The following is a 17,017-nucleotide window of genomic DNA, read 5'->3' as shown; positions in this document are numbered from 1 at the left end:
TTTTTAATAATCGACAAGTTTATCGCCTTAAAAAATGATGATGATTTGGGACAATACTTATGCCGACGCTACTTTCTAACATTGTTAAACGTATTCGACAAGTATACCAAAAAGCAGAAGGTTTTATAGAAGAAGAACGCGAGTTTCCAGTATCACAAGTATTTTTAAATGCGACCTTTAAACGTTTTGTCACCGACAACGTCAAAATTTTAGAAGATTTACATGCCGACCTGCATGATGATTGGTTAAAACTTTATGCCACACTCAATGTCAAAGGCATGCATTTGGTTCTTTCTGTAGATCTTAAGTTAGTTCAAATGGAACTCAACAAAGATATGCAGTTGATTGTTTTTGAACAAATCAGCAACACCCAAGTGATCGAAGCTAGCTATCCCAATGTTTGGTATAAGATGGGCGTAAATACTGCTTTATTCTTCTATCAAAAGGTACTGAAAAAAGATCCTTTAGGAATGATCCTAGAAAAATTTAATGTCATTACCGTAAAAGATGAATTACTTCACTTAGATCTGAATCGTTGGTTAGGAAAAAATCGTTCTATTATGGACACATTAAACAAAGTCCATGTGAACCATGCAGAATTACGTGAAACTGAGTTGGTGGTGATTGGTAATGTGAACCTAACCGCTTTATTTAGTAAATTTAGAGAAGATAAAGACCCAGACTGGGACGAAGATGATTATCTTGAAACTGAAGTTACACCGATTGAGCAAAAGAATTAAGTCTCAAATTGCAGATTAGATTTCAAGTTATCGCAATCAAAATGTATACATAAATTCACAGGATTAGAAATAAAGTGAATATTTTCTCTTTAATTACACCGCATAATAGGTGTCATATCCAAAAATACTTTTAAATGCATAGGACATTTAATGATGGCAAAAACGTTATTTAAAACATTAAGTATGGCAACTGGTGTTTCAACTGCAATGTTATTGGTTGGATTTTCAAGCAATGCTCTTGCCATGAGTCCGTTCCAAGCAAGCTACCAGTTTGCCTATAATGGTAAAAACTTAGGTACTGCGACCCGTACATTGAGTCAAAGTGGCAATAACTGGACCTATGTATTTGCAGCAAAAGCAGCAGCAATTGCTTCTGCAAGTGAAACAAGCCGTTTTAGCTTTACCAATGGTCAAATTAATTCAAGTAGTTTTAGTCGTACCAGTAAAGTGTTGGTACATAATGACACCATGACCATTAACTTTAATCCAAACAACAAAACCATTAACACCAAGAAAAAAGATCAGGCACGTTCTTTCCCATGGAAAGCAGGTGCTTTAGATGAGTTAAATGCTGAATTACAAGTACGTGAAGACTTAAAAGGTGCAGGTCTAAAATCAAGTTATTTGATTGCAGATGCAAAAGGTTTAGATGCGCGTCGCTTTGTTAAACAAGGCACAGAGTCAATTAAAACCCCTGCGGGAACCTATAACACGGTCAAAGTTGTACTCACCCATGACAATGGTGAAAAGAGTTCAATTTTCTGGTTAGCGCCTCAATTAGACTATTTACCCGTGAAAATGTCACATGTTGATGGTAAAACATCTTATAACCTAACCTTGACCAGTTACAAAAAGTAAGACATTTTTCACCTTTTGATCAATTTCAGCTTGCATTTTTTTTAGTGCTTTTTAAAATACGCCTTTGCTTTAAAAAGCACCTTGCCTCTAGAGGATTCTCCCTGTGCACGCACTAGAACAGAAAATCTTAGCTGAAGGTATCGTTCTATCTGATCAAGTTCTGAAAGTCGATTCTTTCTTAAATCACCAAATTGACCCTGTGATGATGCAGCTCATCGGTCAAGAGTTTGCTCGTCTTTTTAAAGATGCAGGCATTACCAAAATCATCACAATTGAAGCATCAGGCATTGCGCCTGCTGTGATGGCTGGTTTGGAACTTGGTGTACCCGTTATTTTTGCACGTAAATATCAGTCTTTAACCCTTAAAGATGATTTATATCGTTCAAAAGTATTCTCTTTTACCAAGCAAATTGAAAGCACCATTGCGATTTCTAAGAAACATATTAGCAAAGGCGATAAAGCTTTGGTTATTGATGATTTCTTAGCGAATGGTCAAGCCGCTTTAGGTCTTGCTGACTTGATTCATCAAGCGGATGCAGAAGTTGTGGGTATTGGGATTGTGATTGAAAAATCTTTCCAACCAGGCCGTCAATTGTTATTAGATAAAGGCTACCGTGTTGAATCATTGGCACGTGTTGAATCTTTAGCAAACGGTACGGTAAGCTTTGTAGAAGAATAAGCTGGTCTTACTTCAAAAGTTTTCATTAAAAAGAGTGCCTTAGGCGCTCTTTTTTATGCTTTTTGATCAGTAGCGTCTTTGTTTTGCCTTTTATTTTGATCAAGCCCTCAGCTATATTGTGTAAATAAAGAGATAACTCAGGTAAATAATAAATGAGATCAATCACTCAAAAATTAGTTGATCTACTCGACGTACAACAATTGGATGATGGTCTATTTCAAGGGCAAAACACACGTTTATTTGGATCACACCTTGTGGGTGGGCAATTGGTAGCACAAGCATTGATTGCCGCATCAAAAACCACCACTCGACCAGCACATTCATTACATGCTTATTTTATTCGCAGTGGTCGCACAGATATTCCGATTTTATATAAAGTTGAAAATTTAAGAGATGGCAAAAGTTTTTCGACTCGCCAAGTTCATGCTTGGCAAAACGGCCATATTATATTTTCGGCCATGGTTTCATTTGCCAATATTGAAGAGGGTTTAGAAAATCAGATTGAACCGCCTCGCTACCCTTCGCCAGATGAACTGATCCCTGAACAACAACTGAAACAAATGATTTATGAGGATGTTCCTGAACCTGCACGCGCAATATTTATGCGTCAATTTTTTATCAACATCCATCCAGTGCAGCCATTCAATCCATTTGAACCGATAAAATCAGACACAAATTATGCTGAATATTTTCAAACCTTTGAAACTATTCCCACTCAACAAGATACTCCCATGATGCACCAAGCAATTGCTGCATATTATTCTGACTATAACCTGCTGACGGTTTCACTTAGACCGCATGGTGTCAGTTATGCGAACGGCGGTGTACGTAGTGCAAGTTTAGACCATAGCATTTATTTTCATACAGATTTTAGAGTAGAAGAATGGTTACTTTATGATATGAATGCCACCGTATCTAGCCAATCCAGAGGGCTTAATTTCGGGCGGATGTGGCAAAATGGTAGATTGGTGTGTAGCGTTAATCAGGAAAGTTTAATGCGACTGAAGCAATAACAAAATGTTTCTATAAGCTTATGTCAATCATTCTATCTATTACATTCACACAAAATATAAAGACTGATCACGGTATTCAGTTACAATCAAAATCATGTCATATCCCTGACATGATTGTAACGATAGCGATAAGCATGACAAAAATGCCAGTAGTGAACGTGAATATAACGCTTAACCATAACTTAACGAAGACAAATGGACTTTGTTGAGTGAGTAAAAATCAATGACTGATGAACAAACAGTAAAGTGCCCAAAGTGTGGCGCTACAGACTTAGAACGCCGTGACCATGAACAACTTTTAGGCAAAGCAGGCAGTGTATTATTGACTTCTGCAGGTGCAGCAGCAGGAACTGTAGGTGGCGCTGCCTCTGGTGCTTCAATTGGTGCGGCTATCGGAACGGTTGCAGGTCCTTTAGGCGTTATTGTTGGTGGAACTGTAGGAACCTTCGTAGGCGCAATCAGTGTTGGAATTACAGGTGGATTTCTAGGAAATCGCTTTGGTAAACGAGCAGGTGTGATTGTTGATCAAAATATCTTTTTTGATTACCAATGTAAAAAATGTAATCATCGCTTTAATCTAAAATAACAAAATATAAAATATCAATATGATAAAGAACTTCTCTTTTAGTCGATTAGAAACGAGCAAAAAGAGAAGTCTTTAAATTTTTATCTATATCTCGCAAGAGCATCAAAAATTATGGGTTTAACTTTTTAACCGTTTCACCCAGACGTTTGCCCTGTTCTGCACATAAAGCTTTTTCATCGGAACTTAAGTTTTGGTCATGACGTGGTCCACTGACATGACTGACCCCATATGGCGTACCGCCTGATTTGGTATTGGATAAGGCTGGATTGGCATTGGTCAGTCCCATGATCATCATGCCATGATGAAACAATGGCGGTAACATCGTTAATAATGTGCTTTCCTGTCCACCATGCATTGACCCTGACGCGGTAAATACACAAGCAGGTTTATCGTGTAATGCACCATTTAACCAAAGGCTGGTGGTTTGATCCCAAAAATATTTCATTTCAGATGCCATATTGCCAAAACGTGTTGGTGAACCTAAAGCCAATCCTGCACAATTTTGTAAATCATCCAATGTACAATAAATATCGCCATGTTCTGGAATACTGGCTTCCGCTTCTTTCACAACAGTGGAAAGATTAGGCACAGTGCGAATTTTTACTGCGACACCCGCTGCTTCTACGCCGTTGGCAATCAAGTGTGCCATCTCTTTGGTAGATCCATATTTACTGTAATAGAGTACGAGAACATAAGCTTGCATAGAGATTTCTTGATTTCAACATAAGAAAATAAAACTATACGGTATTTTTCTGCTTTTTTGGGTAAGCTAGACAATGAAAATGCAAGATATGCCGAAAAATAATTGAGATCAAAGATATATATGCTTGAATTACTTAAAAAACTACCCTTCTATGAAAAAACTTGGTTTCAATTCATTCTTTTTGTACTTGGTCGTTTTGAAGCAGATCGTTGTCGTGAACAAGCGGGATCGCTGACCTATACGACATTATTTGCTGTTGTTCCAATGTTGACTGTTTTCTTGGTTATTATCTCATCAATCAAAGCCTTAGAGCCTGCTAGACAGCAACTCCAGCAGATGATTTATAGTAATTTCTTGCCGAAAACCAGCATTGCTTTTGATAAAGCTTTTAATGTCTTTACCGAGAACTCAAGTAATTTAACTGTTATTGGTGTGCTGTTTTTATTCATTACCACAGTACTGATGCTTACCAGTATCGAAACGGTTTTTAATCGGATTTGGCGTGTTCAAGAAACGCGTAATGGCATCATTGGCTTTATGCGTTATTGGACCATTATTTCTTTAGGCCCGATTTTATTGGGGAGTGCCTTTGTCATTTCATCAACATTGGCCTCTATGAATGTTTTAAGTAATAACTTTGCAGGTTATGAAGTTGATGGTACAGCGTTACTTGGGGTCATTTCGTTTGCACTGACTACTTTAGGCTTTTTCATTTTATATTGGACGATTCCAAATCGCAGTATTCCTGTTCGAGCGGCCGCGATTGCAGGTCTTTTTGGTGCGATTGCATTTGAGCTACTTAAAAACCTATTTGGTTTTGTTATGGCAAATTTCACCAGCTATACCCTTGTTTATGGTGCTTTTGCTGCTGTACCAATTTTCCTGTTGTGGATCTTTTTATCGTGGAATATCGTCTTATTGGGTGTGGAAATCAGCTATGCCCTTACCGCATTTCATACTGGTAAAATCCAAACCCGCCATCCTGTGTTGATGATGCTCGATATTCTAGAATTATTTTATAAAAAACAGAAAACGGGTGACGTGGTGACTGATGCAGAAGCATTAAATATTTTAGGTCGTGGTGAAATTGGACGCTGGCCAGTTTATATCCAACTTCTAGAAAAACAGAATTTGGTTAAATGTACTGACAATAATGAATATGTGCTGGTCAGAAATTTAGATGAAATTGATTTCTGGTCATTCTATACATCATTGCCTTATACCCTCCCTCGTCGTCATGATGTTGAACATGTCCATGATGATGATGTTTGGATGAAACATATCGGTCCAACTTTAATTGAATCCGATGAATATTTGGCCGCTAAATTATCAATTCCGCTTTCAACCATTTTGGATGATAAGTAATTTTAACCCAGATAGATAAACAACGTCCCTTTCCAAGCAGTGCCCATTGGAAAGGGACGTGATATTACTTTTTCGATGAATCGCTATAATTTCGCAATAGCCAAAACCACTGCATAAAGCGGATAAAAGACACCACAATGGTATTAACCTGTCTTTTTTATAGGATATAATTCAAAGTAGACAAAAGATCTTTTTATTCAGGCAATCTTTGCATGACGATAACAAAAACAAGCGATAAAAATATACTGACTCAACTCAGTACCAATGATGAAATTGTTGCACCGCTGTGGCTTATTTTTCGACATGATCCTGCGCTATCGGTTTATCCTGAACATGGGCATGCTTGGGGCGAATTTATTTATGCCTTTAATGGGGTGATGGAAGTCAATATTGATCAAATTAATTATATTACGCCACCTCCATATGGGGTTTGGTTACCACCAAATACGCAACACAGTGGTTTGAATCGAACTCCTGTTTCCCATGCAACTTTGTATATCCACCAATCGTTATGTAGTGCCTTACCTCAACAAGCAGGGATTCTTTTAACCTCACCCTTGGTTTCAGCAATTTTACAGCACATCAAACAGTACCCAATGCAAGCCTCTGAGCCCGAATATTTGCGGCTATTACAGGTATTACTTGATCAGTTACAACATGCTGAGTTAATCGGTAGTTATTTACCCCATACCAATCATGCTGCCTTAAAACAAGTTTTGGATTTTTTACATGCCCACCCTGCTGATCACAGTACGCTAGAGGCTTTAGCCCAACGGATTAATATGACTGAACGTACCTTGGCAAGACTGAGTCAAAAAGAGTTGGCAATGTCACTCAATGAATGGCGACAACGCCTTAAAGTCATGAAAGCCATGTCTATGCTCAATGAGGGAAAAACGGTTGAAAGCATTGCACTGGATTTAGGTTATGCCAATGCTTCTGCTTTTATCAATATGTTTAAACGTTGGATGATGCGTACCCCAGATCAGTTTAGAAAATTGTTGCGTCACTAAATCAACTTTTTAAATTTTGAGTAGATGAAGTGGAATGATCTAAATACTGATAATAAACAATCTTCCCGACCAATCTAAATGTCGATCTAAAAATGCATGAGCTGAATTTAACTTTGGGTTATGTAGTAATTTACCAAAGTCATCCAGCTTTTTTGCTTCTTCGCTATCAAAGCGTTTCGTCCAAGCTTCTGCACGATAGCTAAAAAATAGCGATGCTGTAAATTTCAACTGATAAATAAAGCGGGATATATCCCAAAAGTTAGTGATGAATTATTGTTTTATAAAACTGTAGATAATAAAAAACCCAATGCGTATTGATTATAAATAAACACTGGGTTACTTGAATTTTAAATGCTTATTTTACAAAAGTTTTCCAAACAAAATCTTGGCTTTGACCATGTAAAGTCATACTCAATTGATCACCAGAAGCCAATGCTGCAACACCTGCAGGTGTCCCTGTCATCACCACATCCCCTGGTTCTAAAGAGAATACTTGGCAGATGTCTGCGAGTAAGTAAGCAATATCAAAAATCAATAAAGCCGTATCGCCTTTTTGTCGAACTTCATCATTTACTGCAAATTCAAATGTAACAGCCGACCAATCTTTAATTTCATCCACACTGACCCAATCTGCCAGTACACATGAGCCATCAAAAGCTTTTGAACGCTCCCAAGGCTGGCCTTTGCCCTTTAAGTCATCTTGGAGATCACGTAAAGTTAAATCTAAGCCTAAAGTCACCGCACCAATCGCATCCAATACTTTATCTAAATTGGTTTCGCCCTTAAGTGGCTTGTCGATACGTAACGTCAGTTCACACTCATGGTGGCAATTTCCCCACGCCTCATTCCAAGAGATACCGTCTTGCAATGAAATCAAACTACTGGGCGGCTTGATAAATAAGACTGGACGATCTGGAATTGCGTTACCTAATTCTGCTGCATGCGCTGCATAACTACGACCGACACATACAATTTTAGATGGACGTGTACTCATATTGTTCCCTTCTTATTGCTCAGCGTTAAAAACTTTATAATTCCAAATTACTTTTTAAAAGTATTGATAAAAATCGTTTGATCTGCGGGTGTAGCAAATGCTCGTTTAGGCACAATCACCACAGTACGATTTTTTAATTCGATCATATAGGTAAGCTTGCCTTCTGCAAATTTATCTACATCTGAATAATGATGAACTTGTTTTGGACGGCCACTACTGAATAATTCCATATAGTCTTGAAATAATTCAATACCTTGTTCGCTTTTACCAAATTGATATTTAACGAATTGGCGTTTAAACATCATCGGTAAAAACCAATACCGCATCAGCATTTGCAGAATTAAGAAAAAAGCACCTAAGCAAACATAATATTTACCCACACCCTCTAAACCGAGGTAAATCCCCCAAACCATGATTCCGATGCTGACCAAAGGCGTGAGAAATTGGCTAATTTGCTTTTTACCAAAAGTTGCCAGTTTAAAACCATCTTGAGATTCTTCTAAATTAAGATAATAACGTGCAGATAATGCAGGCTGGGTGTCTGACATAGTTGCTTCAATACAAATGTTTTACGATACCAAGATATTACACTAGATTTTTCCAGCGAGATGCGGATTTTCATCTTGTTTTACAGAACACCTCTATTTTTTAAAAGTGAATCCTTTTAGGGTCTTTCATACAAATGGTTTTTATAAAAACAAAAGATTGCCGCTTATCAAGGTACAAAAGGAATTGTGATGAAAGCTTTTTATTTAAATATCGGTCTCGTGCTCTTAATCGGTATCAGTCAAATCAGTTTCGCGAAATTGGTCACTTGGACCGATAATATTCCCAGCGCGTTAAAACCATTTGACAATAATGCTCAGCAAATCGCAGCAATTGCACAAGACAATATTTTAATTTATGCCCATCCAGCGACCAAGACGTCGCTACCGACATTCAGCAAACAGCCTCAACCTATAGCTAAATTTTCAACAGCAGCCATTGTTGTGCCTGTAAGTAGCCAAGAAGTGGCTAAAACCTTAAGCCATTACACGCAATATGTTGGGTTATTCCCGACTTTAAAATCAGCAAAAGTCATCGAAACAGCAGGACCTGTCAGTCAATTGAAATATCGTATTTCCATCCCGACACCGATACCTGTATTGAATTTTAATGAAGATGTGGTGATGCAACATCAAATTGGACAAAATAGCATTTCAACCATGGTGATTGATGGCCCAATTCCTTATGCATTAGGGAAATTTGAATGGTTCAATTTAGCTGACAACAAAACCTTAGTGACTCTGACACAATGGGGTGATTTAAACCAACCGCAGGGTTTCCTATTTAAGAAAATTTTAAATGCTTTCCCTGAAGTAAAACTGGCGATTCCAAATGGTTCGAGCGCCTTTGTTTTAGAAGCACTCAAAAATAAATATACGGCTAAAAAAGTGACGGCATTAAATGCAGGGCAACTGCCTAGCCCACAATTAAATACAGCTCAAATCAATAAAATTGTTCAGGTCAGTGCCAACGCGCAACAGCCCGTCAGTATTGTACTTAATCCTGTCACTGTACCTTATACCCATGGTCGGGAAGTTTTACGCTTTACCACAAGCTATCAATATTTAAATGCCACCCCGCAACAATTACAACGTTGGACACAACCCTTATCCTATAAAGAGATTTTTCCAAAACAAATCAAAAGTATTAAAACCACAGCGATCAACACACAAGGACAAGATGCAGACTTTAAAGTCAGTGTCGGATTGGGGGTTATTAGCATCCCATTTGATTTTAAAATGCGTTTTAGCTATCCCAAAGCCACTGAAAATAACTTCTATGCCAATGGCGGTGATCTACGTTATCTCAAAGGTCAAATTCAATTTTTACCCCAAGGCAATAACACCTTACTCAAAATGACCACCACCATCAAAATTGATGAAAAAGCACCATTTCTACTCAAAGCAGCACGCAGTTTACCCTACCATGAAATGTTACCTGCACTGGGTGCAAATGCAATTTTTGCTCAAAAAGTAAAGTAGTGCTGATTGGGCTTTTAAAACTCAATTAATCAGCCAGATGTTTGATTGTTGTGCCAATATTAAATAGGAAATATAACGGGATTGCGACCAGATCACCGACTAAAGTGACTGGGGTTAAGGCGACTTTCTGCAACAGTGTTTTAGAATGTAGTGAGTATTTGGTTTTTCCTTGTGTATACATCGCAATCGTATAGTTCTGATTAAAGTTTTGAAATTTCATATTTTTAATTTCAGCGTTTAAACCCACAATACGCCCAACCAATCCAATTTTTCTTTGATAAAATTCAGAGTTTTCCTGACCATATTCGTACTGACTCAGTCCAAGTCGAGATAACCTATTTTCTTCCTGTTCAGTTAAATTGTTTTTTGCATAATACAGTTCAATATCACCGCTAAATTGAGTTGCTTGTGGATTTTTTTGATCATCGCTTTCAGGCATTAAAGACAAGCTAAAATGCTTGTCACTCGGACGGACTGGTTTGATCCGCCAATACTTGGGGTCTAAATCAGATTGAATGGTCTCTAAAATTTCCTTATTTCCAATATCAATCATATACGCATATTTTTGCCCAACCACGATTAAGGAGCGATCTACATTGTTTCTATCATGGCTATTTTTTGAGGAGGCATTTTCTTTTAAATAGGCAAAACCGACAATTTGATCCTGATCTACAATCACACGATCTGCATGGGTTGAAACCACTTTACCCGTCGCCAACCTGCCAGAATCACTGTTATTCCACAGAATGGCGGTACATCCGATCATTTGACTGATGACCAGCACGATAAACAATGAGAAATATTTATGCATGAATGATTGGCCTTATTTTTATTATCTCGCTCATTGTGCCATTTTTAGGCACAAAAAAACCGCAATAAAGCGGTTTTTTTAAATATTTTATCAAGTTGGTGCGCTCAGAGAGATTCGAACTCCCGACCCCTTAGTTCGTAGCCAAGTGCTCTATCCAGCTGAGCTATGAGCGCGACGTCTTGATGGGACGCATTATACGCCTTTTCATTTTTTTGTTAAGGATTATTTCAATAGTTAAACACCAAGTGTTTAGTATTTGGGCTATTTATCTTTAAATCGACAAAAAACCTAGGATTTATGCATTTATACACTGCTTGCATGCTGTTTCATTTGAAATTGAATTAAATATTTTTCAGTAAACAACCAAAATAAATAGCCAACTACACTCAATAGGACTCCAGCCGCACACACGGCATACCATCCCCAATGACCATAGAGTGTTGTTGCTAGTAATGATCCCACAGCACTGCCCAATGCATAAAACAACATATAAGCACCAACCAATCGCCCATGTAATCGAATATCCGCTTGGAAGATCAGACTTTGATTAATCACATGAACTGATTGAATGGCCACATCCAATAAAATAATCGCTAAAATAAAAATCCAAATTGAAAAATATAAGCTGGTTAAAATGACCCAAGCTCCAATCAGTAATAGAAACGCATATTGTGTAACACGCTGCGCATAGCCTCGATCAGCCAACCCACCAACACGGATTGCCATAACCGCACCAATAGCACCAATGATGCCTAAAAAACCAATCAAACTATGTGAATATTCAAAAGGCTGGACAGATAAAGGAAACACCAGAGCATTCCAAAACAGATTTAAATTGACGAAAATGATGAAAGCAAGTACGCCTCTAATCTGTAACACTCTATTTTTAAACAATTGTTCAAACAATGAAAAGATCATCTGGGAATAAGTAGATTGCTGAATAGGATCTTTTTCGATACGGATAACAGCTAAGTATTTCCATAAAAACATACTGATCATACTCATACATAGTACAGAGAATATATATACCCCTTGCCATCCAAACCAATCAGCTAAACTACCAGACAGTACCCGAGATAAAAGTATGCCAATCAACACACCAGCTTGGACTGTACCGACGATTTTGCCGCGTTCATCAGCAGCTGCCAAAACTGATGCATAAACAATTAAGCCTTGGGTCATCGCTGTGCCCAACATGCCCACAATCAGCATACTCAATAACAACGTGAAAATATGATCTGAAAAAACCAACGAGATTAAAGCTAGGCATAAAATGATGGACTGAAACAACATCAAAGATTTTCGTGGTAATAAATCGCCTAAAGGCACAATAAAAATTAATGCAATGATTGATCCCACTTGAGTCAATGAAACAACTAACCCCGCCCACGAATAATCTAATTTAAAATCTTGGGCAATCAAATCCAGCAATGGCTGTGCATAATAAACATTTGCAACACTCAATCCAGCAGCACACGCCAACAGCATCACCAAGGCTGGAGAAAGATGGGATTGCTTTTGCTCTCTTGTTTTATTGCGCTGATGATGATCTGTTTTGTTCATTTTGCACCAATCTGGTTTTAATTTGCAACCAGATTAAATTACGCAATCTTGTTTTAAATTGCAACTAGACTTATAGTCTATTTTTTAAGATGAAAGGAACGACTGATGAATCAAGACAGATATGAAGCTTGCCCAGTTGCACGGTCAGTGCAATTGATTGGAGATCGTTGGGCTTTATTGATCATTCGCGAAGCTTTTGATGGGGTAAAACGATTTAGTGATTTTCAAAAAAATTTAAATGTCGCCAAAAATATTTTATCTGATCGTTTGGCTAAACTTATTGATGCTCAAATTCTAAAGAACCAACCCGCTTCTAATGGCTCAGCCTATTTGGAATATGTGCTCACTGAACAAGGTTACGCACTGTTCCCGATCATCGTGGCATTACGTCAATGGGGTGAGCAATTTTTATTTGCTGAGGATCAACCACATTCTATTTTACTTGAGAAAAACACAGGTGATGAATTAGCACTTATGCAACCTATGACAAAAAAAGGAAAACATCTACTTGCACAAGAGACCTTTGTGAAAAAGATCAATTAAATGCAAATCATGTTTTCCCAGTTAAAGTCGATGATATTTTTAAAAGAGCAAACTTAAGTTTTAAGGGTTTTACTCAACCAATAAATCTTTTGGATTAATGCTATCACCGTAGACAGGTTTTAACGTCTTTTCATAGGCTTGCTGGATAACCCCCGCTTTAGATAATTTTTCTAAGTCTTGATTCAACCAATCCAATAATTCTTTATCGCCTTTTTTGACTGCAGGTGCAATTAAATCATGCTGACCTAAGCTGGTAATACCCACGGTGTAATTTGGGTTCTCTTTTGCCCAAGCCAGTACCAATAAATTGTCATGTGCCAAAGCCACACCACGTCCATCTTTCAGCGCATCAAAGGTCTCTGTATTCTGCTCGTACTTTTGTAATTTAATTTCAGGATGTGATTTGCTAAAGAATGAGTCTGCTGTCGTGCCTTTATTGACCAATAAAGTCTGCTCTTTAAGCTGCGCAATATCTGTAATCGGCTTAGCTTTAGGTGATACAACGCCCAAAGAAACCTTTAAATAAGGCTTGGCAAAATCGACAACTTCCTTGCGTTCAGGTGTCACGGTGAAATTGGCAAAAATAATATCCACCTTATTGGCTTTAAGGTACTCCACACGATTGGCAGCTTCCGTTAAAACAAATTGAACTTTGTTTTCATCTCCCAATAGGTCTTTGGCAACATGCTTGGCAATTTCCACATCAAAACCTTGGTTTTTACCTTGTGCGTCCAAGTAACCAAAAGGCGGCTTATCACTAAACACCCCGATACGAACCACACCATTTTTCTTAATTTGCTCGATACTTGAGCTGGTTTTTTCAGGTTCAGCAGCTTTTTCAGTTGTTGACGCGTTTTTATTACACGCCGCTAACCCTAAGCTAAGCACTGAGGCCGCAAGTAGATGAGTCAGCTGTTTTATTGATATATTCATTTAATTTTCCTCTGATCTATTTTCATATTTAAACAATGATTTCTTTTCATAGTTAAACGCTTTAATGCAATTTTTATTTCGGTGTCACATCCAAAAAGACTTGAGCATCCACAGTTCCACCGTAAACAGGCTTTAAGGTCTGATCATAAATCTTCTGAATTTCACCTGTTTTTTGTAAGCTTGAAATTTCAGTATTGAGCCAATTTAGAAGTTGGCTATTGCCCTTTTTCACTGCAGGTGCAATAAAGTCTTGATTACCAATTTGTTGAATTCCCGCCGTAAATGTGGGATTCTCAGCTGCCCATGCCAAGGCATAAGTACTGTCTTGAGAAATTGCATCACCACGACCATCTTTCAATGCATTAAAGGCATCAGTATTTTGTTCAAACTTTAATAAATTAATTTTTGGGTAATTCTTAGTGAAATAAATATCTGATGTCGAGCCTTTATTGACGATCAAGGTTTTGCCTTCAAGCTGCTGAATATCTGTAATCGTCTTGGCTTTAGGCGATACGATGCCTAAAGCCGCCTTTAAATACGGTTGAGCAAAATCAACCACTTGTTTACGTTCAGGAGTGACTGAAAAGCTGGCAAATACCGCATCTGCTTTACCCGATTTTAAAAACTCCACACGGTTAGCAGCCTCAGTCACCACAAATTCAACTTTATTTTCATCCCCAAGCAAATCTTTGGTCACTCTTTTTGCTAAAGCGATATCAAAACCTTGTGGTTTACCTGCACTGTCCACATAACCAAATGGTGGATTATCTGCAAAAACAGCCACACGAAACACACCCTGCTTTTTAATCTGATCTAAAGATTGATCATTCTGGGTATTTTGCTCCGCTGACGCATTTGGCTCAGTTGGCTGACTACATGCGCTCAACACTCCCATACATAAGGCCACACTTAATGTTCGAACAACGTTGGAAATATTAAAAAAATTCGATGGTTGAGTTAAATAAGATAAAGCCATACATCCTCATTTTTATAGATCATTATGTGTTGCTATTAGGGTGAATATTGATGTCTAAATTATTTTTAGTAATTCAACATATTTAAAAAAGCTTTTGCCCGTTCAGTCTGTGGATGCTCAAAAAATTGTTCAGGTGTGGCTTGCTCAATAATTTTGCCTTTATCCATAAAAATAATTCTGTCTGCGACTTTTCTGGCAAAAGACATTTCATGAGTCACGATCAACATGGTCATTCCTTCATGTGCAAGTTTTAAAACCACATCTAATACTTCACGTACCATTTCAGGGTCTAAAGCAGCGGTGATTTCATCTAGCAGAATCACTTGAGGCTGCATCACCAATGAACGCACAATTGCGATACGTTGCTTTTGCCCACCCGATAACTGTCGCGGATAATCTCGCTTACGATCGTATAAACCGACACGTTTCAATAATTCGTCTGCGACTTTCTCAGCTTCAGCTCTTGTTCGTTTTTGAACTTTTAAAGGGCCTAATAAAATGTTATCAATCACATTCATATGCCCAAAAAGTTCATAGTTTTGAAACACCATGCCAATTTTTTGACGTACATCCACCCACGCTAAATCTTTGCCCAATACACCTGAGCCAGCTAAATTGATTGTGCCACCCTGAATTTTTTCCAAGCCATTGATACAACGTAACAATGTGCTTTTCCCACATCCCGATGGACCAAGGATCACCACGACTTCACCCTGTTTTACGTCCAAATCTATGCCTTGTAAAATATGACTTTCTGCAAATGATTTCTGTAAATGTTGTATAGATAACAAAGTCATGATTACTCCCAAACTTTTTCTAAATGCGTCGCTAAACGGGATAAGGGATAGCAAATGATGAAATATAAAATAAAGATCAAACCATAAATCCAAAGAGATGCATTCGGAACAATTAACAGCGAATTTTCAATAATTTGCTGTCCAACTTTAATCACTTCGACCACGCCAATCAGCACTGCCAAGGAGCTGGTTTTAATCATACGCGTGAATAAATTGATTGCGCCCGGTGTGACTCTTTTTAAACTCTGCGGGAAAATCACATAGCCCAAAGTTTGGATAGGACTCAGGCCAAGTGCATGTGCAGAATCGCGTTGATGTTGATCTATCGATGTGATGGCAGCACGGACTAAATCGCCCATTTCAGCAGTCCCCCACAATACGAAAACCACAATACATACCAGTACCGCTGAGAGCTGCCAGTTAAACCATGTTGCAAAGCCAAAATAGAAAACAAACAATAAAACCAGAATTGGAATAATCCGAATCGCTTCTAAATACAGTCGACACAAACTTTTAATCAGTAAATTTTTCGACGTCATAATGACACCGAAAATCGTGCCAAAAATTGCTGAAAAAAATACTGATATAAAGGCAATTTTTGCAGTAACCCACAGCCCTTCCAGTAATCGTGCAAGATGACTGGGTTGAAACAAATAATCAAATTCCATGGCTCACCTTCCGACTGCGGTATTCCAGATAACTGGTGAGAATAGACACAGGCAATAAAATAATCAGATAAGACATGATCAAGAGAAACAATGCTTCTGTGGTTTTATAATCCATACCAATTAAGTCTTTGGTAACAAACAATAGTTCCACCACTGCGATGGCACTCACCACAGAACTTTCTTTAATCAGAAATAAACAATTTGCACCAATTGCAGGAATTGAAATTGCTAGAGCTTGAGGGAAGATCACATATTGAAAAACTTGCAGTGGATTCAGTCCAATACTTTCACCCGAATCAATTTGCCCTTTGGCCACAGCTTGTAAACCTGCACGAAAGGCTTCAGCCATATAGCTTCCACCTAGAAAAGTTAGACCAATGACCCCACAGCTAAATCCATCAATTTTAATCCCCAGTTTTGGTAAACCGTAATAGAGAAAAAATAACTGAATCAATAAGGGCGTATTGCGTGATAATTCAATGTAAATTTTGGCAATTTTGTCAAAGACCCGTACCCGATAGGTAATGAGAATACTGCAAATTAAACCAACCAATATTGCGAGAATAATACTGATGATTGAGATTTTGAGTGTCATCACCATTGCCGAAGCAAACTGTGGCATCACACTGTAGATATATTGCCAATTCAAAGAAATCGTCCAAAATAATTATTTTATTGTTACGCTCTAAAGCAGAAAAAATGATTTGGAACTATCTTACAGTGAGAATTTTTTCTAAATAAATATGAT

General features: G+C 37.9%; 19 protein-coding genes and 1 tRNA gene. 9 read left to right on the top strand and 11 right to left on the bottom strand.

The window, feature by feature from the left end; genetic code table 11:
- Positions 1-59: 59 nt before the first annotated feature.
- The 5 genes from ASC84_RS04945 (at position 60) to ASC84_RS04925 (ending at position 3,876) form a co-directional block, all read left to right on the top strand.
- The gene (locus tag ASC84_RS04945; protein WP_056512239.1) at positions 60-740 is read left to right on the top strand and encodes a hypothetical protein; all 681 of its coding nucleotides are present in this window, start codon (positions 60-62) and stop codon (positions 738-740) included.
- A gap of 153 nt (positions 741-893) precedes the next feature.
- Positions 894-1,598, top strand: coding sequence for a DUF3108 domain-containing protein (locus ASC84_RS04940; protein WP_056512378.1), 705 nt, complete (start codon positions 894-896; stop codon positions 1,596-1,598).
- A gap of 103 nt (positions 1,599-1,701) precedes the next feature.
- Positions 1,702-2,277 carry a xanthine phosphoribosyltransferase gene (locus ASC84_RS04935; protein ID WP_004725796.1) on the top strand — a complete coding sequence of 192 codons (576 nt, stop codon included), beginning with the start codon at positions 1,702-1,704 and terminating at the stop codon, positions 2,275-2,277.
- 152 nt (positions 2,278-2,429) lie between these two features.
- A complete protein-coding gene (locus ASC84_RS04930; RefSeq protein ID WP_056512236.1) occupies positions 2,430-3,290 on the top strand; it encodes an acyl-CoA thioesterase II in 861 nt (286 codons plus the stop codon).
- Between the two features lie 223 nt (positions 3,291-3,513).
- A complete protein-coding gene (locus ASC84_RS04925) occupies positions 3,514-3,876 on the top strand; it encodes a hypothetical protein (protein WP_004725792.1) in 363 nt (120 codons plus the stop codon).
- A 109-nt stretch (positions 3,877-3,985) separates the two neighbouring features.
- On the opposite strand, the gene wrbA is transcribed toward ASC84_RS04925, so the two are convergent.
- Positions 3,986-4,579 (bottom strand): NAD(P)H:quinone oxidoreductase, encoded by a 594-nt coding sequence (gene wrbA, locus ASC84_RS04920; protein WP_004725790.1) that lies wholly within the window; start codon positions 4,577-4,579, stop codon positions 3,986-3,988.
- 120 nt (positions 4,580-4,699) lie between these two features.
- On the opposite strand from wrbA, the gene ASC84_RS04915 reads away from it, so the two are divergent.
- Positions 4,700-5,944, top strand: a complete 1,245-nt coding sequence (locus ASC84_RS04915; protein WP_004725788.1) for a YihY family inner membrane protein — start codon at positions 4,700-4,702, stop codon at positions 5,942-5,944.
- A 212-nt stretch (positions 5,945-6,156) separates the two neighbouring features.
- Positions 6,157-6,957 (top strand): helix-turn-helix domain-containing protein, encoded by an 801-nt coding sequence (locus ASC84_RS04910; RefSeq protein WP_056512233.1) that lies wholly within the window; start codon positions 6,157-6,159, stop codon positions 6,955-6,957.
- A 355-nt stretch (positions 6,958-7,312) separates the two neighbouring features.
- Here ASC84_RS04910 and ASC84_RS04900 read toward each other — a convergent pair whose 3' ends face one another.
- Both ASC84_RS04900 and ASC84_RS04895 read right to left on the bottom strand, forming a co-directional pair.
- Positions 7,313-7,951, bottom strand: a complete 639-nt coding sequence (locus ASC84_RS04900; protein WP_004725784.1) for a fumarylacetoacetate hydrolase family protein — start codon at positions 7,949-7,951, stop codon at positions 7,313-7,315.
- A gap of 47 nt (positions 7,952-7,998) precedes the next feature.
- Positions 7,999-8,499, bottom strand: a complete 501-nt coding sequence (locus ASC84_RS04895; protein ID WP_004816919.1) for a YcxB family protein — start codon at positions 8,497-8,499, stop codon at positions 7,999-8,001.
- 189 nt (positions 8,500-8,688) lie between these two features.
- Here ASC84_RS04895 and ASC84_RS04890 point away from each other — a divergent pair, with 189 nt between their 5' ends.
- The gene (locus tag ASC84_RS04890; protein WP_056512228.1) at positions 8,689-9,978 is read left to right on the top strand and encodes a hypothetical protein; all 1,290 of its coding nucleotides are present in this window, start codon (positions 8,689-8,691) and stop codon (positions 9,976-9,978) included.
- 25 nt (positions 9,979-10,003) lie between these two features.
- On the opposite strand, the gene ASC84_RS04885 is transcribed toward ASC84_RS04890, so the two are convergent.
- From ASC84_RS04885 to ASC84_RS04875, 3 genes are all read right to left on the bottom strand, one after another.
- The gene (locus tag ASC84_RS04885; protein ID WP_056512225.1) at positions 10,004-10,789 is read right to left on the bottom strand and encodes a hypothetical protein; all 786 of its coding nucleotides are present in this window, start codon (positions 10,787-10,789) and stop codon (positions 10,004-10,006) included.
- Between the two features lie 96 nt (positions 10,790-10,885).
- Positions 10,886-10,962 (bottom strand) — tRNA-Arg (locus ASC84_RS04880).
- 130 nt (positions 10,963-11,092) lie between these two features.
- Entirely contained in the window at positions 11,093-12,352 is a 1,260-nt protein-coding gene (locus tag ASC84_RS04875) for an MFS transporter (RefSeq protein WP_056512224.1), read from the bottom strand.
- 105 nt (positions 12,353-12,457) lie between these two features.
- Between ASC84_RS04875 and ASC84_RS04870 the strand changes: the two genes are divergently transcribed.
- The gene (locus ASC84_RS04870) at positions 12,458-12,895 is read left to right on the top strand and encodes a helix-turn-helix domain-containing protein (protein WP_004725772.1); all 438 of its coding nucleotides are present in this window, start codon (positions 12,458-12,460) and stop codon (positions 12,893-12,895) included.
- A gap of 69 nt (positions 12,896-12,964) precedes the next feature.
- Here the strand turns inward: ASC84_RS04870 and ASC84_RS04865 are convergent, their stop codons facing one another.
- The 5 genes from ASC84_RS04865 to ASC84_RS04845 all read right to left on the bottom strand — a co-directional run bounded on the left by ASC84_RS04865 (position 12,965) and on the right by ASC84_RS04845 (position 16,918).
- Positions 12,965-13,828: a cysteine ABC transporter substrate-binding protein gene (locus ASC84_RS04865; protein WP_056512221.1), complete on the bottom strand. Its 864-nt coding sequence runs from the start codon at positions 13,826-13,828 to the stop codon at positions 12,965-12,967.
- Between the two features lie 73 nt (positions 13,829-13,901).
- The gene (locus ASC84_RS04860) at positions 13,902-14,723 is read right to left on the bottom strand and encodes a transporter substrate-binding domain-containing protein (RefSeq protein WP_155860313.1); all 822 of its coding nucleotides are present in this window, start codon (positions 14,721-14,723) and stop codon (positions 13,902-13,904) included.
- Positions 14,724-14,869: 146 nt separating this feature from the next.
- Entirely contained in the window at positions 14,870-15,601 is a 732-nt protein-coding gene (locus ASC84_RS04855) for an amino acid ABC transporter ATP-binding protein (protein WP_004725765.1), read from the bottom strand.
- A 2-nt stretch (positions 15,602-15,603) separates the two neighbouring features.
- The gene (locus ASC84_RS04850; protein WP_004816904.1) at positions 15,604-16,269 is read right to left on the bottom strand and encodes an amino acid ABC transporter permease; all 666 of its coding nucleotides are present in this window, start codon (positions 16,267-16,269) and stop codon (positions 15,604-15,606) included.
- Positions 16,259-16,918 (bottom strand): amino acid ABC transporter permease, encoded by a 660-nt coding sequence (locus ASC84_RS04845; protein WP_056512215.1) that lies wholly within the window; start codon positions 16,916-16,918, stop codon positions 16,259-16,261. Before ASC84_RS04845 ends, ASC84_RS04850 begins: the two co-directional genes overlap by 11 nt.
- Positions 16,919-17,017: the final 99 nt, after the last annotated feature.

Source organism: Acinetobacter sp. Root1280 (assembly GCF_001425285.1).
GTDB lineage: Bacteria > Pseudomonadota > Gammaproteobacteria > Pseudomonadales > Moraxellaceae > Acinetobacter > Acinetobacter guillouiae.
This window is presented reverse-complemented; position numbering and strand designations above follow the sequence as displayed.